At 65.6% G+C, this 22798-nt stretch carries 26 protein-coding genes and 1 tRNA gene; 17 read left to right on the top strand and 10 right to left on the bottom strand.

What is annotated here, in order from left to right; genetic code table 11:
• Window positions 1-15 precede the first annotated feature (15 nt).
• Window positions 16-942, bottom strand: a complete 927-nt coding sequence (locus ACJ7C5_RS05340) for an AAA family ATPase (protein WP_412703272.1) — start codon at window positions 940-942, stop codon at window positions 16-18.
• A 69-nt stretch (window positions 943-1011) separates the two neighbouring features.
• On the opposite strand from ACJ7C5_RS05340, the gene ACJ7C5_RS05335 reads away from it, so the two are divergent.
• Window positions 1012-2847, top strand: coding sequence for a glycosyltransferase family 39 protein (locus tag ACJ7C5_RS05335; RefSeq protein WP_094001988.1), 1836 nt, complete (start codon window positions 1012-1014; stop codon window positions 2845-2847).
• 96 nt (window positions 2848-2943) lie between these two features.
• Here the strand turns inward: ACJ7C5_RS05335 and ACJ7C5_RS05330 are convergent, their stop codons facing one another.
• Window positions 2944-3513 (bottom strand): Maf family protein, encoded by a 570-nt coding sequence (locus ACJ7C5_RS05330; protein WP_412703271.1) that lies wholly within the window; start codon window positions 3511-3513, stop codon window positions 2944-2946.
• Window positions 3514-3626: 113 nt separating this feature from the next.
• Between ACJ7C5_RS05330 and ACJ7C5_RS05325 the strand changes: the two genes are divergently transcribed.
• The 14 genes from ACJ7C5_RS05325 to ACJ7C5_RS05260 all read left to right on the top strand — a co-directional run bounded on the left by ACJ7C5_RS05325 (window position 3627) and on the right by ACJ7C5_RS05260 (window position 15063).
• Entirely contained in the window at window positions 3627-4136 is a 510-nt protein-coding gene (locus ACJ7C5_RS05325; RefSeq protein ID WP_088024741.1) for a YceD family protein, read from the top strand.
• 107 nt (window positions 4137-4243) lie between these two features.
• Complete coding sequence (gene rpmF / locus ACJ7C5_RS05320; protein WP_004154640.1) at window positions 4244-4438, top strand: 50S ribosomal protein L32; 195 nt, start codon at window positions 4244-4246, stop codon at window positions 4436-4438.
• A 91-nt stretch (window positions 4439-4529) separates the two neighbouring features.
• The gene (locus tag ACJ7C5_RS05315) at window positions 4530-5507 is read left to right on the top strand and encodes a beta-ketoacyl-ACP synthase III (protein ID WP_014646186.1); all 978 of its coding nucleotides are present in this window, start codon (window positions 4530-4532) and stop codon (window positions 5505-5507) included.
• Between the two features lie 77 nt (window positions 5508-5584).
• Complete coding sequence (locus tag ACJ7C5_RS05310) at window positions 5585-6367, top strand: BUD32 family EKC/KEOPS complex subunit (protein ID WP_088024743.1); 783 nt, start codon at window positions 5585-5587, stop codon at window positions 6365-6367.
• A gap of 160 nt (window positions 6368-6527) precedes the next feature.
• A complete protein-coding gene (gene fabD, locus ACJ7C5_RS05305) occupies window positions 6528-7472 on the top strand; it encodes an ACP S-malonyltransferase (RefSeq protein ID WP_412703270.1) in 945 nt (314 codons plus the stop codon).
• Between the two features lie 82 nt (window positions 7473-7554).
• Window positions 7555-8298: a 3-oxoacyl-ACP reductase FabG gene (gene fabG, locus ACJ7C5_RS05300; protein ID WP_412703269.1), complete on the top strand. Its 744-nt coding sequence runs from the start codon at window positions 7555-7557 to the stop codon at window positions 8296-8298.
• Window positions 8299-8450: 152 nt separating this feature from the next.
• The gene (gene acpP, locus ACJ7C5_RS05295; protein WP_005408313.1) at window positions 8451-8690 is read left to right on the top strand and encodes an acyl carrier protein; all 240 of its coding nucleotides are present in this window, start codon (window positions 8451-8453) and stop codon (window positions 8688-8690) included.
• A gap of 143 nt (window positions 8691-8833) precedes the next feature.
• A complete protein-coding gene (gene fabF, locus ACJ7C5_RS05290) occupies window positions 8834-10096 on the top strand; it encodes a beta-ketoacyl-ACP synthase II (protein ID WP_412703268.1) in 1263 nt (420 codons plus the stop codon).
• 92 nt (window positions 10097-10188) lie between these two features.
• Window positions 10189-11553: an aminodeoxychorismate synthase component I gene (locus ACJ7C5_RS05285; protein WP_412703267.1), complete on the top strand. Its 1365-nt coding sequence runs from the start codon at window positions 10189-10191 to the stop codon at window positions 11551-11553.
• A 219-nt stretch (window positions 11554-11772) separates the two neighbouring features.
• On the top strand, window positions 11773-12834 hold the full coding sequence (gene mltG / locus ACJ7C5_RS05280) for an endolytic transglycosylase MltG (RefSeq protein WP_088024751.1): 1062 nt from the start codon (window positions 11773-11775) through the stop codon (window positions 12832-12834).
• Window positions 12831-13496, top strand: a complete 666-nt coding sequence (gene tmk, locus ACJ7C5_RS05275) for a dTMP kinase (RefSeq protein WP_088024753.1) — start codon at window positions 12831-12833, stop codon at window positions 13494-13496. The genes mltG and tmk overlap by 4 nt, the downstream gene beginning before the upstream one ends.
• On the top strand, window positions 13493-14449 hold the full coding sequence (locus ACJ7C5_RS05270) for a DNA polymerase III subunit delta' (protein WP_412703266.1): 957 nt from the start codon (window positions 13493-13495) through the stop codon (window positions 14447-14449). The genes tmk and ACJ7C5_RS05270 overlap by 4 nt, the downstream gene beginning before the upstream one ends.
• Entirely contained in the window at window positions 14446-14799 is a 354-nt protein-coding gene (locus ACJ7C5_RS05265; protein ID WP_005412452.1) for a PilZ domain-containing protein, read from the top strand. The genes ACJ7C5_RS05270 and ACJ7C5_RS05265 overlap by 4 nt, the downstream gene beginning before the upstream one ends.
• A gap of 189 nt (window positions 14800-14988) precedes the next feature.
• Window positions 14989-15063 (top strand) — tRNA-Val (locus ACJ7C5_RS05260).
• A gap of 74 nt (window positions 15064-15137) precedes the next feature.
• Here the strand turns inward: ACJ7C5_RS05260 and ACJ7C5_RS05255 are convergent.
• Window positions 15138-15701 carry a hypothetical protein gene (locus ACJ7C5_RS05255; protein ID WP_412703265.1) on the bottom strand — a complete coding sequence of 188 codons (564 nt, stop codon included), beginning with the start codon at window positions 15699-15701 and terminating at the stop codon, window positions 15138-15140.
• Window positions 15702-15753: 52 nt separating this feature from the next.
• Window positions 15754-16161: a hypothetical protein gene (locus ACJ7C5_RS05250; RefSeq protein WP_412703264.1), complete on the bottom strand. Its 408-nt coding sequence runs from the start codon at window positions 16159-16161 to the stop codon at window positions 15754-15756.
• Window positions 16162-16680: 519 nt separating this feature from the next.
• Here ACJ7C5_RS05250 and ACJ7C5_RS05245 point away from each other — a divergent pair.
• Both ACJ7C5_RS05245 and ACJ7C5_RS05240 read left to right on the top strand, forming a co-directional pair.
• On the top strand, window positions 16681-17061 hold the full coding sequence (locus ACJ7C5_RS05245; protein WP_065722614.1) for a tautomerase family protein: 381 nt from the start codon (window positions 16681-16683) through the stop codon (window positions 17059-17061).
• A 47-nt stretch (window positions 17062-17108) separates the two neighbouring features.
• Window positions 17109-17531, top strand: coding sequence for a hypothetical protein (locus ACJ7C5_RS05240; RefSeq protein WP_412703263.1), 423 nt, complete (start codon window positions 17109-17111; stop codon window positions 17529-17531).
• Window positions 17532-17598: 67 nt separating this feature from the next.
• Here ACJ7C5_RS05240 and ACJ7C5_RS05235 read toward each other — a convergent pair whose 3' ends face one another.
• From ACJ7C5_RS05235 to ACJ7C5_RS05210, 6 genes are all read right to left on the bottom strand, one after another.
• Window positions 17599-18672, bottom strand: a complete 1074-nt coding sequence (locus ACJ7C5_RS05235) for a phage late control D family protein (RefSeq protein ID WP_094001998.1) — start codon at window positions 18670-18672, stop codon at window positions 17599-17601.
• Window positions 18663-18878: a tail protein X gene (locus ACJ7C5_RS05230; protein WP_412703262.1), complete on the bottom strand. Its 216-nt coding sequence runs from the start codon at window positions 18876-18878 to the stop codon at window positions 18663-18665. The genes ACJ7C5_RS05235 and ACJ7C5_RS05230 overlap by 10 nt, the downstream gene beginning before the upstream one ends.
• Window positions 18862-19329 carry a phage tail protein gene (locus ACJ7C5_RS05225; protein WP_412703261.1) on the bottom strand — a complete coding sequence of 156 codons (468 nt, stop codon included), beginning with the start codon at window positions 19327-19329 and terminating at the stop codon, window positions 18862-18864. The genes ACJ7C5_RS05230 and ACJ7C5_RS05225 overlap by 17 nt, the downstream gene beginning before the upstream one ends.
• A gap of 2 nt (window positions 19330-19331) precedes the next feature.
• Window positions 19332-21803: a phage tail tape measure protein gene (locus tag ACJ7C5_RS05220; protein WP_412703260.1), complete on the bottom strand. Its 2472-nt coding sequence runs from the start codon at window positions 21801-21803 to the stop codon at window positions 19332-19334.
• 120 nt (window positions 21804-21923) lie between these two features.
• On the bottom strand, window positions 21924-22214 hold the full coding sequence (locus ACJ7C5_RS05215; protein ID WP_088024775.1) for a phage tail assembly protein: 291 nt from the start codon (window positions 22212-22214) through the stop codon (window positions 21924-21926).
• An 80-nt stretch (window positions 22215-22294) separates the two neighbouring features.
• Complete coding sequence (locus ACJ7C5_RS05210) at window positions 22295-22798, bottom strand: phage major tail tube protein (RefSeq protein WP_088024779.1); 504 nt, start codon at window positions 22796-22798, stop codon at window positions 22295-22297.

Raw genomic sequence — 22798 nt, 5'->3', positions numbered from 1 at the left:
AGCGTGTGGCCACGCTCAGTCGACCGCAACGGTCTGCAGGATCGCGCGCGCCAGTGCCGGCCCCGAGCTGGATTCGGCCTCGGCCACCAGGCGATGGCCCGCCACCGCCACGAACAGGGTCTGCACATCCTCGGGCACTACATGGCCGCGCCCCAACAGCAGCGCATGCGCCTTGGCCGCGCGTAGCAGGGCCAGACCCGCACGCGGCGACAGGCCCACGCGCACGCCGGCGTGCTGGCGGCTGCGGGTCAGCAGCGCCTGCACGTAGTCGATCAGCGCGTCGCTGGCATGCACCTGGCTCACCGCGTCGCGCAGCGCACGCACCTGGGTGTCATCCAGTTTCGGTACGGCACGCGCGATCAGGTCGCGGCGATCGGTGCCGCGCAGCAGCTCGCGTTCGGCCTGCGCGCTGGGGTAGCCCATCGCCAGCCGCAGCAGAAAGCGATCCAGCTGCGAATCCGGCAGTGGGAACGTGCCGGACAGATCCACCGGGTTCTGCGTAGCGATCACGAAGAAGGGATCGGGCAGGGCGTGGGTCTGTCCATCCAGGGTGACCTGCTGTTCGGCCATCGCCTCCAGCAGTGCGCTCTGTGTGCGCGGCGGTGCACGGTTGATCTCGTCGGCCAGCAGCACATGGGTGAACACCGGGCCCGGGTGAAACTGGAACTGGCGGCTGCCGGCGTCGTACACCGAGACACCGAGTACATCGGCGGGCAGCAGGTCGGAGGTGAACTGCACGCGCTGGAAGCTGAGGCCGAGGCTGCTGGCCAGTGCATGCGCCAGTGTGGTCTTGCCCAGGCCGGGCAGATCTTCGATCAGCAGATGGCCGCCGGAAAGCAGGGCGACAAAAGCCAGCCTGACTTCCGGCACCTTGCCCAGTACCAGTGCATTTACCTGATCCTGTGCCTCCCGCAGGGCCTGACGCAGTTGATCGGTTAGCATGCTGGGATTGGGGGACGAGGCTGTCATGATCGTCTCAGATCTGGAATCCACTCGATTATCCATAGAGCAATGCAAGGCGAACAGCGCGCACGAACGATATTTCTCTGGTTGTGGACGCTGGTCACAGCGGCCAAGCTGGTGGTGGCTGCGCGCCTGCCGCTGTTCGTCGATGAGGCGTTCTATTGGCAGGAAGGCCAGCACCTGGCGGCCGCGTATTCGGATCTGCCCGGGCTGACGGCATGGCTGGCACGGCTGGGCGTGGAGATTGGCGGCCATCATGTACTCGCCCTGCGCCTGCCGTTCCTGGCCATCGGCGCGTTGCTGCCGTTGCTGGTGGTGCGCACCGCAACGCGCTGGTTCGGCAATGTGGCGGGTTGGCAGGCGGGCAGCCTTACGCTGCTGATGCCGTTGTCGGCAACGCTGGGCCTGCTGGCAGTGCCGGATGTGCCGATGGCGCTGGCGGCGGCGATCTGTCTGCATGCAGGTGCGCGGCTGTTGCACAACGTCGACGCATCGTCGGCGATGAAGCTTGCGCTGGGCCTGGCGATCGGTGCGCTCAGCCACTATCGCTTCATCGGTGTCATCGGCGTCGGCTTCATTGCGCTGCTGGCGCTGCCGCAGGGGCGGCGCATGCTGGGTGACCCGCGCGTGTGGGTTGCACTGGCGGTGGGCGTGCTGGCATGGCTGCCGCTGCTGGCATGGAATGCAGACAACCACGATGCCGGGCTGAAATTCCAGGTGGTCGAGCGCCATCCCTGGACATTCGAGTGGGGTGGGCTGTGGTTCCTGGTGATCCAGCCGATGCTGGTCACTCCGATCCTGTGCATGGCGATGTGGAAGGTGGCGCTGGCCGGTACCCGCAGCGGCGGTGGCGCGCGCGTGCAGTGGCGCTACTTCGGGCTGGTGGGGGGCGTATCCACGCTGGGCATCTTCCTGCTGGGCTTCTTCACCGACGTCGAGCGCATCAGTTTCCACTGGCCGCTGCCGGGCTACCTGGCGCTGCTGGTGGCCGTACCGGTGGTACTCAACGGGTGGCCGCGCTGGCTGCGCCGCACCGGCTGGTGGCTGGCCGGCGCAGGCATGGTGCTCGCGTTCGGCTACTACCTGATGGCGTCCACGCCTTCGTTGCGTGAAGAGTTGGCCGGCAGCAAGTACTACCCGCGCAATTTCGCCGGCTGGCAACCACTGGCGGTCGCGGTCCACGAAGAGCTGCGGCAGATGCCGGAAGGGACGCGCGTGCTGGCCGGCAACTTCAAGGTCGGTGCCGAACTGGGTTTCCAGCTGGGCAATGGTGATATCGAGGTGTTGCCGCATCCGCTCAACGACAAGCATGGGCGCACCGCACAGCTGGCACAGTGGGGCCTGCTGCATGAGGGTGAGCGCTCGGCACCGATGCTGCTGGTGCTGTCACCCAGTGACCAGCGCTACCGCGATCTGCTGGCGCGCTATCACGCCATCTGCGAACAAGTGGGACCGTTGCCGGCGCCGCGGGTGGTCAGCAGTGACCATGGTTTCCAGCGCTTCCTGCTGTTCCAGCTGCCGGTGCAGCGCGCGCAGGGGCCGTGCGTGACGCCGGCGATGGCCTGGCTGGATGCGCCGTCCAACGGTGAAACGGTTTCCGGAACGCTCGCCATCAAGGGCTGGGCGTTCAAGGACGGTGTCGGCCTGGCACGGGTTGAAGTGCTGGTCGATGGCCGCTCGATCGGTGATGCGCGCTATGGACGCGCCTTCGATGTGCGCCAGACCTGGCCGGACAGCACCGATCCGCAGCATCCCGCCGTTGGCTTCGATGCCTCATTGGACACGACGACGCTGGTACCTGGGCGGCATTGGCTGGGCCTGCGCCTGTACGGCCGCGATGGCAGCGTGGAGGCGTGGCAGGAGCAGCCGTTCGAGGTTCGTTGACTCCTGCTTTTGTAGAGTCGAGCCATGCTCGACTGCTTTTTCCGGGTTGCCTGCCATCTACAGCAGAAGCAGTCGAGCATGGCTCGACGCTACAGTTCAGGGCACCGCGAACCCCGCCCGGCGCAGCAGTCCGCACACTGCGATCAACGGCAGGCCGATCAGTGCGGTCGGGTCGCGGTTGTCGATCGCCTCGAACAGGCTGATGCCCAGACCCTCGCACTTGAAGCTGCCGGCGCAGTCCAGCGGCTGTTCGGCGGCGACGTAACGGGCGATCTCATCCTGTTCCAATGCGCGGAACCGAACTTCGGTCAGGTCGAGGGTCGCGAACGAATCTCCATCATGGCTGAGACAGACGGCGGTATGGAAGCGAACGGTCTGCCCGGACATCGCTGCCAGCTGTGCGCAGGCGGCCTCGACCGTGTCGGGCTTGCCCAGCGGCAGGCCGTTCAGGTCCGCCACCTGATCCGAGCCGATCACCCAGGCGCCCGGATGCCGGGCGGCCACCTCGGCGGCCTTGGCGGCGGCCAGGCGCGTGGCCAGGGCAAGCGGGGCCTCGCCGTTCAACGGGGTTTCATCCACGTCCGGGCGGGCGCAGTCGAAAGGCAGGCCCAGCCGTTGCAGCAGTTCGCGCCGGTAGCGGGAGGTGGAGGCCAGGACCAGTGGCATGCGAGAATTCCGGGGCAGGGCGCGGCAGTCTGGCCCGTGCGCGGCGCCAGCAGCAAGTCCTGTATGGCGGGCATTTGACAGCTGCCGCCCCGATCCTTAGTATTCAGCGGCTTATGTCCGCGAACGTGCCCGAAACGCTGGATGCCTGGCGGATGGTTGTAGCGCGAAGGCGCTTCGACGGTCAGGTCTCCCTGGCTGAATTGACCCGCCTGCAGGGCTTGGTCGCCGATACCGAAGGTGAGTGCAATTACTCGCTTGAATTCGGTCGCGACGACGTCTTGCGGGTATCCTATGTGGAACTGACCATCGATACCGCGTTGCCGTTGACCTGTCAGCGCAGCATGCAGCGATTCCTGTTGCCGGTGAAGATGACCCAGAGGCTTGGCCTGATCCGCGACGAGGACGAGGAATCGTCCCTGCCGGAGGAGTACGAGGCGTTGCTGGTGCCGGAAGACGGCCAGCTGCGTCCACTGGACCTGGTCGAGGACGAGTTGGTGCTGGCAGTGCCGGTTGTACCGCTGTCGCCCGATGGCGAAGCAGTCGACAAGGACTGGGCGCCGAGCGAAGAAGAAACGAAGAAGGCCAACCCGTTTGCGGCGTTGGCAGCACTGAAGAAACAATAGCAGCCGGATTGTCGTCGGCGGCTGCGGCGAAAGCGAAAGTGTGCTGGGCGCTGGCGTCCTGCGCGACGATACGACGAAGCAAATCGAACCGAGTTTGGAGCAATCCCATGGCTGTGCAGAAATCCCGTGTCACCCCGTCCCGCCGCGGCATGCGTCGTGCCCACGACGCCCTGAGCGCCAAGCAGCTGTCGACCGACCCGACCACCGGCGAAGTGCACCTGCGTCACCACATCACTGCCGACGGTTTCTACCGCGGCAAGAAGGTCATCCAGACCAAGACCTCGGCCGTCGAAGAAGATTGATGTGCCGGGAAGGCCGCTGCCTCCGGGCAGCGGCCTTTGCCTTCTTTCCCGGGCGTGCCGGTGATCGGCGGCCCGCGCAACAGGAAACATGATGAGCAAGCGGATCTATTCGAGGATCGCGGGCACCGGTAGCTATTTGCCGGAAAAAGTCCTGACCAACGCCGACCTGGAAAAAATGGTCGAAACCTCGGATGAGTGGATCCAGTCGCGCACCGGAATTCGTGAACGGCACATCGCGGCCGAAGGCGAAACCACCAGCGACCTTGGCTACAACGCCGCCCTGCGCGCGCTTGAAGCCGCAGGCATCGATGCCTCGCAGCTCGACATGATCGTGGTCGGCACGACCACCCCTGATCTCATTTTCCCGTCCACCGCGTGCCTGATCCAGGCCAAGCTCGGTGTGGCCGGGTGCCCCGCCTTCGACGTCAACGCAGCCTGTTCCGGCTTCGTGTTCGCGCTGGGCGTGGCCGACAAATTCATCCGCTCCGGCGACTGCAAGCACGTGCTGGTGATCGGCACTGAAACGTTGACCCGCATGGTCGACTGGAACGATCGCACCACCTGCGTGCTGTTCGGCGATGGCGCCGGCGCTGTCGTGCTCAAGGCCGACGAAGACACCGGCATCCTCAGCACCCACCTGCATGCCGACGGCAGCAAGAAGGAGCTGCTGTGGAACCCGGTCGGCGTCTCGACCGGCTTCAAGGACGGCGCCAATGGTGGTGGCACCATCAACATGAAGGGTAACGACGTGTTCAAGTACGCCGTCAAGGCGCTGGACTCGGTCGTGGACGAGACCCTGGCTGCCAACGGCCTGGACAAGTCCGACCTGGATTGGCTGATTCCGCATCAGGCCAACCTGCGCATCATTGAAGCCACCGCCAAGCGCCTGGAGATGTCGATGGACCAGGTGGTGGTGACGGTCGACAAGCATGGCAACACCTCGTCCGGTTCGGTGCCGCTGGCGCTGGATGCCGCCGTGCGCTCGGGCAAGGTCGAGCGCGGCCAGCTGCTGCTGCTGGAGGCCTTCGGTGGCGGCTTCACGTGGGGTTCGGCCCTGTTGCGCTATTGATAGCGCAAGTTACGACAACGTGAAGCTTGTCGTTACGGCCCCTCTGGGGCCGTAACGCGTTTTAAGGAGGACCTGTCATGGTTGAGCCCATCGTCATTGAAGGGCAACGTGCCTGGCTGAAGCAGTACGGCAAGGGAAGCCGAGCACTGGCCCTGGGCCTGCTCAATTTTGTTGCCCGCCGTTTCCATCTCGATGCCCTGCGCCCGCCACCGCACCGCGGCGGTGATGCAGCGCGCGAAACCGAAGCCCGTCGCCTGGGGGAACTGCAGGCGCAGGGCGTGAACGTTCCCGACGTGCTGGGCACCGGCCATGCCGCGCTGGTGATCGGCGACAACGGCAATTCGTTCAATACCTGCCTGCGGCAGGCCGATGAGGCCGGTCGCGACCGGCTGGTGATGGCGGCGATGCAGGCCATCGCCGAGGCGCATGGACGCGGTGCCTATTTCGGCCAGCCGCTGCCGCGCAACCTCACCTGGGATGGGCACCAGGTGGGCTTCATCGACTTCGAGGAAGATCCGCTGGAAGTGATGGATCTGTCCGAAGCACAGGCCCGCGACTGGCTGATGTTCGGCTACGGCGTGGCCAAGTACTACGCCGACCGCCCGGAGCAGCTGCAGGCGATGATGGCCGAGGCGATGGGCGATGCCCAGGCGCCGGTGCGCGAGCACGTGCACGCAGTCAGTGGCCGCCTGCGCAGCCTGGCCCGGGTATGCATGAAGCTGGGCCGCTCAGCGCGCGCGCTGGCTCATTCCATCTTCATTGCCCACGGCGCCAGCACCGCTGGCGTACTGATGCTGGTGGGCCTGTGCGTGGATTTCCTCGCCGACGGCGATCTGGACGTCCTGCAGCTGTTCTGCTGATGGCTGATAGGGGCCAGATCCCTTTTCCTGCGGAAAAGGGATCTGGCCCCGTTGCGCTTGCCCGACCGCCCACCATACGCGTGCATACGCGCACGTACAGACGACACGGCATGTTCCCCCTTATCATGGCCCGCTTCGATTGCAACAAGCGGATGACCGCGTGACCGTATCCACCCTCGCTTTTGTCTTCCCCGGCCAGGGCTCGCAGTCTGTGGGCATGGTGGCCGAGCTGGCCGAACTGCACCCGCAGGTGCGTGACGCCTTCACCGAGGCATCCGATGGTGCCGGCGTCGACCTGTGGGCGCTGTCCCAGGGCGGCCCGGAGGAAATGCTCAACCGTACTGAATACACCCAGCCGGCCCTGCTGGCCGCAAGCATCGGCGTGTGGCGCGCCTGGAACGCCGTGGGCGGTCCGCGTCCGTCGGTTCTGGCCGGTCACAGTCTGGGCGAGTACACCGCGCTGGTTGCCGCTGGCGCGTTGAGCCTGCATGACGGTGCGCACCTGGTGCGCCTGCGCGGCCAGCTGATGCAGGAAGCCGCTCCGGCTGGCGTCGGCGCCATGGCTGCGGTGCTTGGCGCCGAGGATCAGCTGGTGCTGGACGTCTGCGCCGAAGCCGCAGGCAGCCAGGTGGTGGTGCCTGCCAACTTCAACTCGCCCGGCCAGATCGTGATCGGTGGCGATGCCGATGCAGTCGACCGCGCGCTGGCGCTGCTGGCCGAGAAGGGCGTGCGCAAGGCGGTCAAACTGGCTGTCAGCGTGCCCTCGCATACCCCGCTGATGCGCGAAGCCGCCAACCGTCTGGCCGAGGTGATGGCCGGCCTGAACTGGCACGCGCCGCAGCTGCCGGTGGTGCAGAACGTCGATGCCCAGGTCCATGACGGTATCGACGCGATCCGCACCGCACTGGTGCAGCAGTTGTACCAGCCGGTGCAGTGGACCGGTTGCGTGCAGGCGCTGGCCGCCCGTGGCATCACCCAGATCGCCGAGTGCGGCCCGGGCAAGGTGCTGACTGGCCTGGTCAAGCGCATCGACAAGGCCATCGATGGCCGTTCACTGGCCACGCCGGGCGACTTCGAAGGCGCCCGCGAGGCATGGTCGGCCTGATACCCCCTGTTCCTGCCGACCGTACCGGTGGCCGCTGCACGCGGCACGGGTGCGGCGGCCGCCCCAGCCTGAGGAAAACATCATGAGCAAGCCCCTGCAGGGTGAAATCGCACTGGTCACCGGCGCCAGCCGTGGCATTGGTGCCGCCATCGCCGATCTGCTGGCCGCCCAGGGCGCCACCGTGATCGGCACCGCCACCACCGAATCCGGTGCCGCTGCGATCGGTGAGCGCCTGGCCGCCCACGGTGGCCACGGCCGCGCACTGAACGTCACCGACGCTGCCGCGCTGGATGCCGTGCTGGCGGACATCGCCAAGGAATTCGGCCCGATCTCGATCCTGGTCAACAACGCCGGCATCACCCGCGACAACCTGCTGATGCGCATGAAGGACGAGGACTGGGCGTCGATCATCGACACCAATCTGACCAGCGTGTTCCGCACCAGCAAGGCGGTCATGCGCGGCATGATGAAGGCGCGCAAGGGCCGCATCATCAACATCGCATCGGTGGTGGGCGTGACCGGCAATGCCGGCCAGGCCAACTACGCGGCCGCCAAGGCCGGCATCATCGGCTTCAGCAAGTCGCTGGCCAAGGAAATCGGTTCGCGCGGTGTCACCGTCAATGTGGTCGCTCCCGGCTTCATCGACACCGACATGACCAAGGCGTTGCCGGAAGAAGCGCGTACCGCGCTGATCAACGACATCGCCCTCGAACGCCTGGGTTCGCCGGAAGACATCGCCCATGCGGTGGCCTTCCTGGCCAGCCCGGCTGCCGGTTACATCACCGGCGAAACCCTCCATGTGAACGGCGGCATGTACATGCCGTAAGCAAGGGGCGCAGGGATTGCGCCGCAAGTGGTTGATCTGCGGAGGTTTTTGCTGCGATGCAAGGCCGCGCCGGTTTCCACTACACTATCCCACGGCCATCGCCTTTGATGGCGACCACTTTTGAACCACAACTCCATCTGGAGCGAGATCCCATGAGCACCATCGAAGAACGCGTCAAGAAAATCGTCGTCGAACAGCTTGGCGTCAAGGAAGAAGAAGTCACCAACAGCGCATCGTTCGTCGATGACCTGGGCGCTGACTCGCTGGACACCGTCGAGCTGGTGATGGCCCTGGAAGAAGAATTCGAGTGCGAGATCCCGGACGAAGAAGCCGAGAAGATCAGCACCGTGCAGGCCGCCATCGACTACGTCAAGGCCCACGTCAAGGCCTGATGTCAGACGGCAGTGCGCGTGCGGGTTGATCCTCGCCGCGCACCGCACCCCATGGGGCCGCTGTTGCGGCCCCGTGTGTTTGGGCATCACATCGAAGCAAACCGAGTTACCCGTAGAAACCATCCGGGTCAGGAGAAACAGCAATGAAGCGTCGCGTCGTCGTAACCGGCCTGGGTATCGTCTCGCCGTTGGGCAATGATCTGGCCAGCAGCTGGGAAGGCATCACCCATGGTCGTTCGGGCATCGGTCCGCTGACCAACGTTTCTGATGCCTATCTGGATCGGTTCACCACCAAGATTGCAGGTGAGGTCAAAGGATTCGACATCACCGCCGACAACGAACTGTTCGGCAAATTCAGGGTCAGCGGCAAGGATGCCAAGAAGATGGACCCGTTCATCCATTACGGCCTCGGTGCCTCGTTCATGGCCCTGCATGATTCGGGCCTGGAGATCACCGAAGCCAATGCCGATCGCATGGGCGCCATCGTTGGCGCCGGCATCGGCGGCCTGCTCGGCATTGAAGAGCAGACCATCGAGTTCCACGAGGGCAAGAAGATCTCGCCCTTCTACGTGCCCAAGACCATCATCAACATGCTGCCGGGCCAGCTGAGCATCATCACCGGCCTGAAGGGCCCGTCGTTCTCGGCGGTGTCGGCGTGCGCGACCTCGAACCATTCGATCGGTACCGCGATGCGCATGATCCAGTACGGCGATGCCGACGTGATGGTGGTCGGTGGTGCCGAGCGCGGTTCCTCGCCTACCGCGGTGGGCGGTTTCTGCGCGATGAAGGCCATGAGCACCCGCAATGACGCTCCGGAACAGGCCTCGCGCCCGTGGGACAAGGACCGTGACGGCTTCGTGCTGGGCGACGGTGCCGGCATCCTGATCCTGGAAGAGTACGAGCGCGCCAAGGCGCGCGGCGCGAAGATCTACTGCGAACTGGCCGGTTTCGGCGCCAGCTCCGACGCGTACCACATGACCGCGCCGAGCGAGAACGGCGAAGGTGCCGCCCGCTGCATGGTCATGGCCATGAAGGACGCCGGCGTGACCCCGGAGCAGGTGGGCTACCTCAACGCGCACGGCACCTCCACGCCGCTGGGCGACCTGGGCGAGACCATGGCGATGAAGACCGCATTCGGCGACCACGCCTACAAGATGATGGTCAGCTCCACCAAGTCGATGACCGGCCACCTGCTGGGCGCTGCCGGCGGCGTGGAAGCGATCTTCTCGGTGATGGCGCTGCAGGACAACGTCATCCCGCCGACCATCAACCTGCAGCAGCCGGGCGAAGGCTGCGACCTGGACTACGTGCCCAACGAAGCGCGCCAGGCCAAGGTCGACGTGGTGATGTCCAATGGCTTCGGCTTCGGCGGCACCAACGGCACGCTGATCTTCAAGCGCGTCTGACCGAGTTGTAGAGTCGAGCCATGCTCGACTCCACGTTCTAGGGAGCCGCCGCAAGGCGGCTTCCGTGCATCTGAACCCCCGAACTGGCTGCCATGACCCACGCACCGTTGATCCACCCGCTGCCGCATCCGATCGACCTGCTGGCCCTGCAGCAGCACGACCCGGCGCGCTTCCCGCTGCTGATGGAATCCACCGCCTCGGGCACCGCCCAGGGCCGCTGGAGCCTGCTGCTGGCCGCGCAGGGCGATTGTCTGCGGCTGGATGCCGATGGCCGGGTGCGTGACTTGCACGACGCCGTGCAGCCCGGCACGTTCCTGCAGGTGCTGGACCGCGCCTGGCAGCGCGAACGCCTGCCGCATGACGGCAGCCACAGCCTGCCGTTCCGCGGCGGCTGGGCGTTGATGCTGGATTACGAGGTGGCCAGCCAGATCGAGCCGGTGCTGCCGGCGCGTGCGCGCGAGGACGGCCGCCCGACCGCGCTGGCCCTGCGCTGCCCGGCGGCGGTGCTGCACGATCACCACAACGACGCCAGCTTCGTCATCGCCGAAGCCGGTGAGGCTGCGCTGCTGGATGTGCTGGTGGAACTGGCGTCGGCCGCGCTGCCCGAAGCCGGGCAGGGTTGGCAGCCGCCGCAGTCGGTCGGCGAGGACGTGCCGCAAGGCTTCACCGACGGTGTGCGCCGGGTGATCGACTACCTGCGCGCCGGCGATGTGTTCCAGGTGAACCTGTCGCGGCGCTGGAGCGCGCAGTTTGCCGCACCGGTCAGCCCGCAGGCGCTGTACGCTCAGCTGCGCCGCGCCAACCCGGCACCGTTCGCCGGCCTGTTCAGCGCGCACGGCCGCCACGTGGTCAGTTCCTCGCCTGAGCGGCTGGTGTCGGTGCATGCCGGCCACGCGCAGACCCGTCCGATTGCCGGCACCCGCCCGCGCTTCGAAGGCGACGATGATGCCGCGCGCATCCAGGAACTGGTCGGCCATCCCAAGGAGCGTGCCGAGCACGTGATGCTGATCGACCTGGAACGCAACGACCTGGGCCGCATCTGCCTGCCCGGCACCGTGGTGGTCGATGAATTGATGACCGTGGAGAGCTACGCCCACGTGCACCACATCGTCAGCAACGTCAGCGGCCATCTGCGCCCGGAGGTCACGCCCGGCGAGGTGATCGCCGCCACGTTCCCGGGTGGCACCATCACCGGCTGCCCCAAGGTGCGCTGCATGCAGATCATCAGCGAGCTGGAGCAGGTGCCGCGCGGTGCCTATACCGGCGCGTTCGGCTGGCTGAACCGCGATGGCGACCTGGACCTGAACATCCTGATCCGTACCGCCGAAGTGGACGGGCATGAGGTGAGCTTCCGCACCGGCGCCGGCATCGTGGTCGACTCGGACCCGGACAAGGAACTGGACGAGACCCGCGCCAAGGCCCGCGGCCTGCTGCGCGCGCTGGGCCAGCAGGGCTGACGGCCGGCCGGGCAGGAATGTTGGTGGGTGCCGACCGTTGGTCGGCACGGAGTCCTCCATGGCCGTTCATCCACGCATGGCGTGGATCTACTGATGGCCGCGCCAGGCATGGATTGTGGTGGGTGCCGACCTTGGTCGGCACGCAGGCGCCACCCCGGTCATGACCCCAATCCACCGGCACGGTATCCTGCACGACGGAATCGAGTTCAGAGGTAGTCCATGGCGGGAGCCAAGCGCGGGTGTCTGTTCGTGGTAACGCTGGTGGTGGTGCTGGCCGCCGTCGTGGCCGGCGCGGGCGCGTGGTTCTTCTACCAGCAGACCCGGTTCGCCGACGCCCCGATCACCCCGTCCGCCGAGAGCATGGTCATCGCCAGCGGCGATGGCATGAACACGGTGCTGCGCAAGCTGCGCGACGCCGGTGTGGACGAGGGCCAGGACACCCAGTGGCAGCTGTTGGCGCGCCAGCTGGATGCCGCCGGCAAGCTGAAGGTGGGTGAGTACGCGCTCAGCGGCGACCTGACCCCGCGCGAGCTGCTGCTGCGCATGCGCGCCGGCAAGGTGCTGCAGCACCGCGTCACCATCATCGAAGGCTGGAACATCCGCCAGCTGCGTGCCGCGCTCAAGCGCGCCGAGCCACTGCTGCACACCACCGACAATCTTGATGACGCCGCGCTGATGCAGCGTCTCGGTTTCGGTGGCCAGCATCCGGAAGGCCGCTTCCTGCCGGAGACCTACGTTTACCAGCGCGGCGACAGCGATCTGGACGTGCTCAAGCGTGCCCACGCCGCGATGGAAAAGGCGCTGGATGAAGCCTGGGAAAGCCGCGCGCCTGACCTGCCGATCAACACGCCGTACGAACTGCTGACGATGGCATCGATCATCGAGAAGGAAACCGCGCTGGCCAGCGAGCGTCCGCAGATTGCCGGTGTGTTCATGCGCCGCCTGAAGATCGGCATGCGCCTGCAGACCGACCCGACCGTGATCTACGGCATCGGCGCCGCGTATGACGGCAACATCCGCCGTCGCGACCTGACCACCGATACGCCCTACAACACCTATACCCGTGCCGGCCTGACCCCGACCCCGATCGCCATGCCCAGCCGCGACGCGCTGATGGCCGCCGCGCAGCCGCTGTCGGGCGACGCGCTGTACTTCGTCGCCGTGGGCGATGGCAGTGGCGCGCACGTGTTCTCGCCCAGCCTGGACCAGCACAACGCCGCAGTGGCCCGCTACCTGCAGCAGCTGCGCCAGCAACGTACCAAGGAGACCCCGGCGCAATGAGTCCCGCGCTGCTTCGCCACCCGCGTTTCGTCAGCCTGGAAGGCGGCGAGGGCGCGGGCAAGACCACCGCCATCAATGCCATCCGTGACTGCCTGCGCAGCCACGGCCACGAGGTGGTGCTGACCCGCGAGCCGGGCGGTACACCGCTGGCCGAGCGCATCCGCGGCCTGGTGCTGAAGCCCGATGCCGAGATCGCCGCCGAACCGCTCAGCGCCGAAGCCGAGCTGCTGCTGGTGTTCGCTGCACGCGCGCAGCATGTGCGCCAGGTGATCCAGCCGGCACTGCAGCGCGGCGCCTATGTGCTGAGCGATCGCTTCACCGATTCCAGCTATGCCTACCAGGGCGGTGGCCGCGGCCTCGATCCGCAGTGGATTGCCGATCTGGAACGACGCGCGGTGGGTCTGCTGCCGGGCCTGACCCTGCTGCTGGACGTGGACGTGGCAGTAGGCCGTGCACGCGCCAATGGCCGCGACCTGTGGCCGGACCGCATCGAGAGCGAACAGGATGATTTCTTCCAGCGCGTGCGCGAAGTGTTCCGCAGCCGCGCACAGCAGGACCCACAGCGCTTCGCGTTGATCGACGCTGGCCAGGTGCAGGAACGCGTGGCGGCCGACGTGGTCGCGCGTGTCGAGCGCTGGCTGCGGGACGGGGAGGGCGCATGAGCACGTTTTCGCCCTGGCAGCAGCGCGCGTTCGATCAGACCGTGGCCGCGCTCGATGCTGACCGGCTCGGCCATGGCCTGTTGATCTGCGGCCCGGCCGGGCTGGGCAAGCGCGAGGTGGCACTGGCGTTGGCCGACCACGTGCTGGCGCGCGGTGATGTCGCGCATGCCACGCGCACGCGCCAACTAATTGCCGCCGGTACCCATCCGGACCTGCAGCTGGTCAGCTTCATTCCGAACAAGAGCGGTGACAAGCTGCGTACCGAGATCGTCATCGAGCAGGTGCGCGAGATCACCGACAAGCTGGCGTTGACCCCGCAGTACGGCGTGGCGCAGGTGGTGATCGTGGACCCGGCCGATGCGATCAACCGTTCGGCGGCCAACGCGCTGCTGAAGACGCTGGAAGAACCGCAGCCGGGCCGTTACCTGTGGCTGATCAGCAGCGACCCGGCGCGCCTGCCGCAGACCATCCGCAGCCGTTGCCAGCGCCTGGAATTCAAGCTGCCGCCGCAGCACGAAGCGCTGGCTTGGCTGCAGCAGCAGGGCCATAGCGACGCATCTGCGCGCGAAGCGCTGGAGGCTGCGCGCGGCCATCCCGGCCAGGCCGACAACTGGCTGCGCGAAGATGGCTTGAGCCTGCGCCGCGAGGTAGGCCGCGAGCTGGAACAGCTGGCGGCCGGCAAGACCGGCGCGGTAGAGCTGGCGCAGAGGTGGTGCGGTGATGACAATGCGGCGCTGCGCCTGCGCTTTGCCGCCGACCTGGCGCTGGCCCAGGCCAGCACCGATGCCTTGACCACGCCGGAGCGATTGCACAAGCTTGCAGCCTGGTTCGATGCGGCCAACCGCACCCGCGACCTGCTGCGCACCACAGTGCGCGCAGACCTTGCCGTGGTCGAGTTGCTGCTGGCCTGGAACAAGGTGAACGAGCGGCCCGCCGCAAGGGGAAATCGATGAGTGCCAGCAACGCCCGCCAGGGCATCCTGTCCCTGGCCGTGAAGGACAAAGCCGCGCTGTACAGCGCGTACATGCCGTTCGTGAAGAATGGCGGCATCTTCGTGCCCACACCCAAGCGCTATTTTCTGGGCGACGAGGTGTTCCTGCTGCTGACCCTGCCCGATTCCAGCGAGCGCCTGCCGGTGGCCGGCAAGGTGATCTGGGTGACCCCGGCCGGCGCGCAGGGCAACCGCACCGCCGGCATCGGCGTGCAGCTGGCCGATGGCGCCGAAGGCGAGGGCGTGCGCCACAAGATCGAGACCCTGCTGGCTGGCCTGACTGGCTCGGACAAGCCGACGCATACGATGTGAGGCCGCGCCGGGCGGTCCTGTAGAGCCGAGCCATGCTCGGCTGCATGCCCCGAAACGCCTGTGACCCCGCTCCTCTGTAGAGTCGAGCCATGCTCGACTGCAGTCCCCGAAAACGCCCGTGAACACCTATGTGAAAAAGTGTTGACGGCCTCTGAAAAGCCCCTATAATGAGCGGCTCAGCAACACACCGGGCGGTTAGCTCAGCGGTAGAGCATTGCCTTCACACGGCAAGGGTCACAGGTTCGATCCCTGTACCGCCCACCATGTTGCAGAACGAAAAAAAGCCTCCAGCAATGGAGGCTTTTTTGTTGGCTGTGATGTGGCACAGCCGCATTGCCTCAGTCGAGATCCCCCAGCAGCTCGCGCGCGATCATCGCCGTGGCATCCAGCAGGTCGTGGCCGCTGCCGGCCCGCACCACCACCGCCAGCAGACTCCGGCCCACGTCGGCATTGCCGCCGCTCAGTTCCATCCCGCCTTCAAAGCACAGATCGCCCAGCCATTCGTGCGCCTGCGGCAGACCGCGCTTGCGGGCGCGGCGGAACTCCGAAAGCAGCTTGGCCTGGCCGGCTTCGTGCTCGCCATCGGCCAGCAGGCCGATGGCACCGCCGTGTGCCGCGCGCCAGATGGCTGGCAGCGGACGACCGTTCGCGTCCACCACGTCTGGCGAGAACGCGGCACAGTACATTTCGTAGCGTTTGCCTGCCGTACTGCGGGGCACGATGCCAGCCTCTGCGAGCAGGCGTTCGGCTTCATCCAGTGTGTTGAACTTCAAGCGCAGCAGCGCAGGGCGGCTCAGCTGCTGTGCCAGCGCCTGCTGGTGGGCAGCGAACCATACGTTCCAGCCCACGCTTGCGCGGCCTTCCAGTGCGGCCTTGAAGTACTCCAGGTGTTCGGCATCCATTGCGTTCTCCTGCGATTCCCTGAGCGATTGTAGCCACGTGGCGGCCAGTCGCTCAGGCGGTTCCGCCTTCCAGGCAATGGTTGGCTTCGCGCACCAGCTGCCGTGCGGCCACGATCAACCCGTCAGTGTGGAAGGCGCCCAGCTGTTCATCCGGGCCGGCCTCGTTGCGCGCGCGGTCGGCGGCCTGCAGCAGATCGAGCACTGCGGTGAGCCCCGCCATCGAGCGGCGCAGCGACGCGTGATTTCTCGCGGCAAGGGTGAGGCTGCTGCACGGCTGCCCGTCCTCGCCCTCGGCGTTGTTGATGGCATTGAGGCACGCGAAAAACGCGGGTGACTGCACGGGCAGATTCTGCTCGTCCAATGCGCACTCGATCTCGCGTGCGATGTCGTCGGGAACCTGGATGGCGATGTCGGCAATCAAGGCGTACAGGCGTGGAAACGATGCGGCTCGTTTGGTCATGGCGAAACCCTCACTGGCGTAAGGCCACCTTCGGAGTGAAGGTGGCGGACGGTGCGGGTTGGCGTACCAAGGCAGAAAGGCTCACAGGGAGAAAAGGCCCGGCGGATCTTGCGATCCCCACGCACCGCCCGCCATAGAAGGCAGTCGGTGCATTCTCTTTGCTGCGATCTGGATCGCAACATCCTGTGAGCCTGTTCGTTTATTCGAGACGCCAATCCCGACCAGGGCATGCTGCCTTGGCGAGGCGATCATCGATCCGCGTAAAGACGGAAGTCATTGAGGAAAGTTGCAACAACGCCAGCCATGACGGGGTTCCACCATCCATGGGGCAATCCGCGCGTTGTCTGAACGAAGCAGCGCCGCTACACAGCCCAGGTAGATGGCAATCACGTCACCCGGCGCGGGCCCAGACAAACGTGCCATCCATGAAAGCAGACGTTCCATCCATGCGCTGTGCCGCCCCTCCCGACGAGCGTAGTCTCGGCTCACTGTCGTCCCATCTGGCCCTGGAGCCCCACCATGCCGCTCGCCCGCATCGATCTTCGCAAAGGTAAATCCGCCGACTACCTGCAGCGCGTGGGTGAAGCCATCTACCAGGCCATGCGCGCGGTGGGCGTGCCAGAAAATGATCGCTTCCAGATCTTCCAGGAACACGCGCCCGGCACGCTGATCTACGATCCCGGCTACCTGGGCGTGGACCGCACCGACGATTTCATCTGCATCCAGATCACCTGGAACGAAGGGCGCACATTGGAGCAGAAGAAGGCGCTGTACGCCGGCATCGCCGAGGGCCTGCACGCGGCGGTGGGCATCCGCCGCGAGGATGTGTTCATCAACCTGGTGGAAGTGAAGAAGGAAAACTGGTCGTTCGGGAACGGCCAGGCGCAGTATGTGATCTGATACCGAGCCTGGGCGCATGGGCCCGTCAAGCCAGCAGGGAGTGTCACATGGGGAACAGGATCTTCCGGACGTTGGGCATTACCTTGGCTCTGTGGGGCGTGCTGGCGCCCTGCAGAGGCTCGGCAGCCAACCCCATGCGAACTGCGCCGCCCATCGTGACGTTTCAGATGAAGGCAGAGCAGATGCTGGACAGCATTCACAGGATGCCGCCGCCGGAGGGTGCTCAGAAGCAGGACATCAGTGGCTTTGTGAAACAGCAGCTGCCGCCCCGGATGGGCCTGTTGAACGTCAAGGCAGCCTTCGAAGATATTCCCACCGTGCGGATATCCCGACCGGCTGACGGTGTGCTGGTGGTGCGCGACGAAAGAAGACGCTGGCTGTGGTCCCGCACCAATGTCGTGGTGATGACCTATCGCTTCACCTACATGCCTGAGCAAGCCAAAGTGCACGCAGTGCGATACACGGAGTAGCGCCGGCAGGTCGTAGCAGTGTTGCAGCAACTGGATCGGGAGTACCGTATTCGCACCCCGCCTGGATCTACACCTCGCTGCCAATCTGCTCGCCTTCGGTCGCTGGCGCGCTGCTGGCCGCCTTCACTGCATCGGCACTGTTGGGTTGTTCGCACTCGATGCTGGTCACGTAGCCGTCGTGGCTGATGTTGTGCTCGGCGCGCTTGACCAGCCACTGCCCATCCACGCCATCGCGGAAGCCCTGCATCACCACCGTTGCTTCGGCCATCAGCGTCTCGCGGCCGGGCAGGGTGTAGCTGAGCGTACGCGTCTGCCGGGCTTGTTCCTGATGCTTGGCGCGCGCTGCGGCTTCGGCGGCTTCGCGGTCGGCGTAGGCCATGCGCAGGCGCACGATCGGTTCACCGCTGCCCAACTTCACCTCCTGGCGCGTGGCACCACGTACATCGCGGTAGTAGGCAATGGTGGTGCCGGTTTTCTCGCGTGAGACGATGCTCACTTTGTAGCTGCTGCCATCGGCGGGGGTGAGGGTGACGTCGGGAATGCGCTCACCGCTGGCACTGGTGGAGTCGCCCCGTTTGACGAACATCAGGCGGCCGCCGCCCGGCTTGGCGATGGCATCGTGCTGCTTGGCCAGGCGCAGCAGCAGGTTCATGTCCGATTCCTGCGACTGCACCGTCAGCGGAAGCACGATGGACGCAAGCGATCCACTCACGGCGGCGCTCAGTCCGTGCTCGGCGGCCATGCGCTGCACCATGCCACCGATCGTCGTGCCCTTCTTCCAGGTGCGCGTCTTCTGTGTCTGCAGCTCATTCTTGCCACCCTTGCTGGCCTCGAACGGCGCGGCGCGCGCGCGCAGGGTCATGCTGCCCGGGTAGCCGGAAATCTCCACCTCATCGCAGATGTACAGGCCCATGCGCCGCACTTCGCCGTCATAGCCGATGAAGGCCTCCAGCTCCGCGCCTGCCGGCGGCAGCTGGATCGGATCGGATGGATCATGGTCGGCCAGCTGCAGCTCCAGCATGTCCGAGTTGTTGTCGGTCTCGTCGGTGATGCGCAGCGACTTGAAGCGCGACATGATCTTGTCGGTGATGTCCTGGCTGTTGGCCACTACGCGAAATGCCGGTGCGATGTTCAATCCCACAGGGCCACTCCCTTGCGTTCGCCGGCGGGGCGCTGCACGTCCGGCAGGATGATCGCAATGCCCGCAGGCAGTACCGCACCGCGCGCGGCCAGGGCCGGGTTGGCGTCGAACACCGCGCGCAGGATGGCCGGTGATTGTTCGCCATAGTGCGCATGCGCGATGCGGTCAACGACGTCGCCGTCGCGGGTGTTATACGTTCGTGCCATCGCTGTACTTCCACAGGGAGAGGGTGAATTCTTGCCGCTGGATTCCCGCATCGACGGTAAATCCGGAGGCGGTGGCATCGATCTTGTCGATGACCCACAGGCCCAGGTTTCCGCCCTTGCCGGTCAGCAGCCGCTGGGGCTTGCCCTGTGCCGCCAGCTTGCGCAGCTGCGAGAGCTCATTGCCGGCACCCCGGAACTGATAGTGGATGATGCCGGGCAGCGTCATGCTGGCCTTGCCAGGGCCGGTGTACTGCAGGGCGGCCATCTGCCCGATGCGCTCCTGGGCTGCCCAGCCATATTCGTTGCTCTGCTGGATTTCCTGGAACACGGCGGTGTTGAGGCTGAACTTGAAGCCGCCCAGCATCAGCAGCACCGGGGCGTTGCCGGAGTCGTTGCTCTGGAAACTGGACAACAGCTTGTCGATGGATGCGGTTACGAACTCGCGCTTCATGCTTAGTTCCTGTCTGCCAGGCCACCACGGGCAGCAACCGCGTTGCGGCGCTGCAGTTCGTCGGCCGTGCGACGTGCCACCGATTCGCTGGATTCACCGGGTTGCTGGTGGATGGTGATGTTGTTGGTCTGTTGCTGCTGCACGGTGGTGACACCGCGCGGGGAGGGCGATGGCATGTCGGGTGCGGTACGACCCCGAGCGGCCTCGCTGATGCCTCCCCATCGCTTGCGCACCCCCGGCCCGTCCAGCGTGGCGACGTCGCCGACCAGGCCCACGGCGTCATCCAGGCCACCTCGGCCGCCGGCCCGCATGTTGGTGTACCCCACCATGCCGTTGCCGATCGCTACTGCACCACCGGCAAGCATCTCCTTCCCGAAGTCCAGGCCCTTACCGACCAGTGCACTTACCTTGCCAATGCCTCCTTCGACGAACCCCATCAGCTTCTCGACGTAGGGCATGAGGAAATCCAGCTTCGGAACGAGCCAGTTGAACAGGGATTCGGCACCGGACTTGATCGCGGTCCACATCATGCTCATTACGCTGCCGATCCCGCTCGCGACGGTCGTGTACACGTTGCCCATCCAGACGACGTACTGCACCAAGCCGCTGATGAGCTGGATGTTCATTCTCAGGCCTTCCATCAGAACGGTACCGAGGAAGCTGCCGATCTGGGCAACGCGTGACAGTTCGTTGCCGGTGTACTGTGCAGGTGCAAGCATCTTCGACAGCCAGTCCCACGCCTGGCCGATCAGCCCGCTCATGACTTCCCAGGCGGGGCGCAGTGGTTCAACCGCGCGCATCAGTTCACCCATCGCCACGGTGCCTGCACCGCTCAGGCCGTCCCAGACGCCGCCCAGGAATGCCTTGATCGGCTCCCAGTACTTGCGCACCAGGATGGCGCCTGCGGTGATCGCTGCGATGGCGATCGTGATCGGCCCGCCACCGATGGCCGCCACCGCAGTGGCAACCACACGGAAGCCCGACGCCAGGCGCATGGCCATCGGCCCGAAGCGCCCCATCTGTGCCAGCAGGCTGCCACCCCGGAACAGCTGGAAGGCCTTCTGCACGCCCAGGATCGGGCCCTGCAGGAAGGTCCAGGCATAGCGTGCGCCGAGCACCGCCGTGCGCATGCCCAGCATGCCGACCACGATCTGCGTGGTGTTGGCGATCAGCTTCGGGTTTTCCTGCACGAACGAGGTGACCCCGTTCAACAGTTCGGTCAGCTTGACCGCGGCCTCGCCAACTGCAGGCAGCAGGGCCGCACCGAAGGCCTTGGACAGGTTGTCCACGGCGATCTTGGCGCCTTCGATTTTCTGCGGATCGGTCTGCATCGCATCGGCATACGCCGCATCGGTGGTACCCGCCGATCCATTCAAGGCCTTGTCGCGGACGCGGATGTAGGTATCCCAGTTCTCGATCATCGGCTGGACGAAGTTCTTCGCCTGTGCATCGCTGAACAGGGTGCCGATCTTCTTCTGGTCGCCCGCGGTCGCCTGGATGATCCCCTGCATCGCGGCATCGAAGGGATTGCCGCCGCTGGTCTGTGCATCGCCGATGATCTTGCGCAGATCCAGGTTCAGGCTCTTCTTGGCTTTCTCCTGAATGTCCGGCGAGAGCACCTCGGACATGAAGCTCTTCATGTTGCTGGCGGCCTTGTCGGCGCCACCAGCCGAGTCCAGCGTGGCCTCCAGTGCCGCACCCAGTGTTGCCGCGGCCGACGTGCCCTGCAGCTTCATTGCCTCGAACGACGAGCCGAGTGTTGGCAGCACCTCGGCCATGTCCTTCAGGCCCAGGCTGCCCTGCTGGCTGTTCACCACCAGCACGTCCAGTGCGTTCTGCATGCGTGCAGGATCGATGTCGAACGAGCGCTGCAGGCTTGCGGCCGCCTTGGCAACGTCATCGATGCTGGCACCAGTAACAGTGGTCGTGCGCCCGACAGCACCCAGGCTGGCCTGCGCGGACTGCGCATCCATGCCGGCAGCGACCATCAGCTTGATCGAGCGCTGCAGATCGTCGGCCCCCTGGTTGGTCGCGCGCGATTGTTCCAGGATCGCCTGGCCAAGTGCGCTGACCTGGGCGCGGCTGAGGTTGGCCGCTACGCCGATCTGCTGGTTCTGACGGGCGAAGCCGGAGGCGTTCTCGACCGGCTTGGCCAGTGCGGTGACGGCGGTGCCGAGTGTGCCGCGTGCTGCCTTGAACGAGGCGCCGAGCTTCTCGCGTTTCTCCAGGTTGGCGGTGCGCTTGGCTTCAACACGCTCCAGCGCTTCCTGTGAGGCGCGCAGCGCATCGGCCTGCGCGCGCATGCGGGTGTAGGCGGTGCCTGACTTCTGCATCGCGGCGAGCTTGAGCTCCAGCTTGCCGGCTTCATCGCCGAGGCGCTTCACGCCATCGTTGGCGAAGGACAATGCGTCCTTCAGCGACTTGGATACCGAGCCGCCGATCGTGATCGTTGTCGTTTGAACGTTATTGGCCATGTACCGGCAATCCCTGAATCCACCAGATGAACTTCGACACCCGCAGTGTCATGATCTCGCGCAGGCCCCAGCCGGTATGACCGGCCAGGGCGAGCACTCCCTGCCTGATCTGTGGCAGGGTCAGGTGGTAAAAAGCGCGACGCCTGCCTGCAGTCGGGCATAGTCGCGCAACGGCATCTTGCGCACGTCATCCGGCGAGATCTCGCACAGGTTGGCGATCATCCGTACCTCGCGCTGTGCATCACTGCCCTTGTCGTCCTGGTAGCGCTCCATGTCTTCCACGGTCGGTTCGCGCATGCGCAGCACGGCGGTCTCCATGCCGTTGACCTGGCGTGGGCGGGTGAGGGTAACCTCGGCAAAGCCATCGCGCTCGATGACGGTGTCGGTGGGGGTCTTGGTCTTGCTGGACATGGATGCGTTCCTGGAATTCGATGCAGTGCGATGGATGCGGGGGCGCGAGGCGCCCCCGGGTTTCTCGTTGTGGTGCGGGCTCAGATGCCCAGCGCGCCGCGGATGCCGGCCAGCACGTCCACGCCACCCTGGCGGGCGATCATGTTGACCACGTCGATCTCCTGCACGACCTGGGCGCCATGGGTCAGCTTGTAGTAGCTCAACGCCAGGTTGACCTTGATCGTGCCCTTCTCGCCAACCTTGGTTTCGCCGCGGTCCAGCAGCTTCACCTTGCCGCGCATGTTGTGCACGACCTGGGTCACTTCGCCGTCATCGCCTTCCAGCGCCTCGCGGGCGGTGAAGCCGTATTCCTTGCTTTCAACGACGTGGAACTTGCTCATGATTTCCGCGTCGTCGGAGGCAAACTCGACATCGGCGGTCAGCTTTTCATGGCCGAGCACGATCTCGGTCGGGGCGAGCATGCCGCCGGCCTGGAAGTCCTCGGTCTTCAGCGACAGCTTCGGTGCGGTGAAAGACATCACGCTGCCGGCATAGCCCTTGCCGTCGACGTAGAAGTTGAAGTTTTTGCGGATCTTGCGCGCCAT

The organism is Nocardiopsis yanglingensis (genome assembly GCF_045809185.1).
GTDB lineage: Bacteria > Pseudomonadota > Gammaproteobacteria > Xanthomonadales > Xanthomonadaceae > Stenotrophomonas > Stenotrophomonas yanglingensis.
The sequence above is the reverse complement of the archived record's forward strand: the minus strand, read 5'-3'. Positions and strand labels throughout refer to the sequence as shown.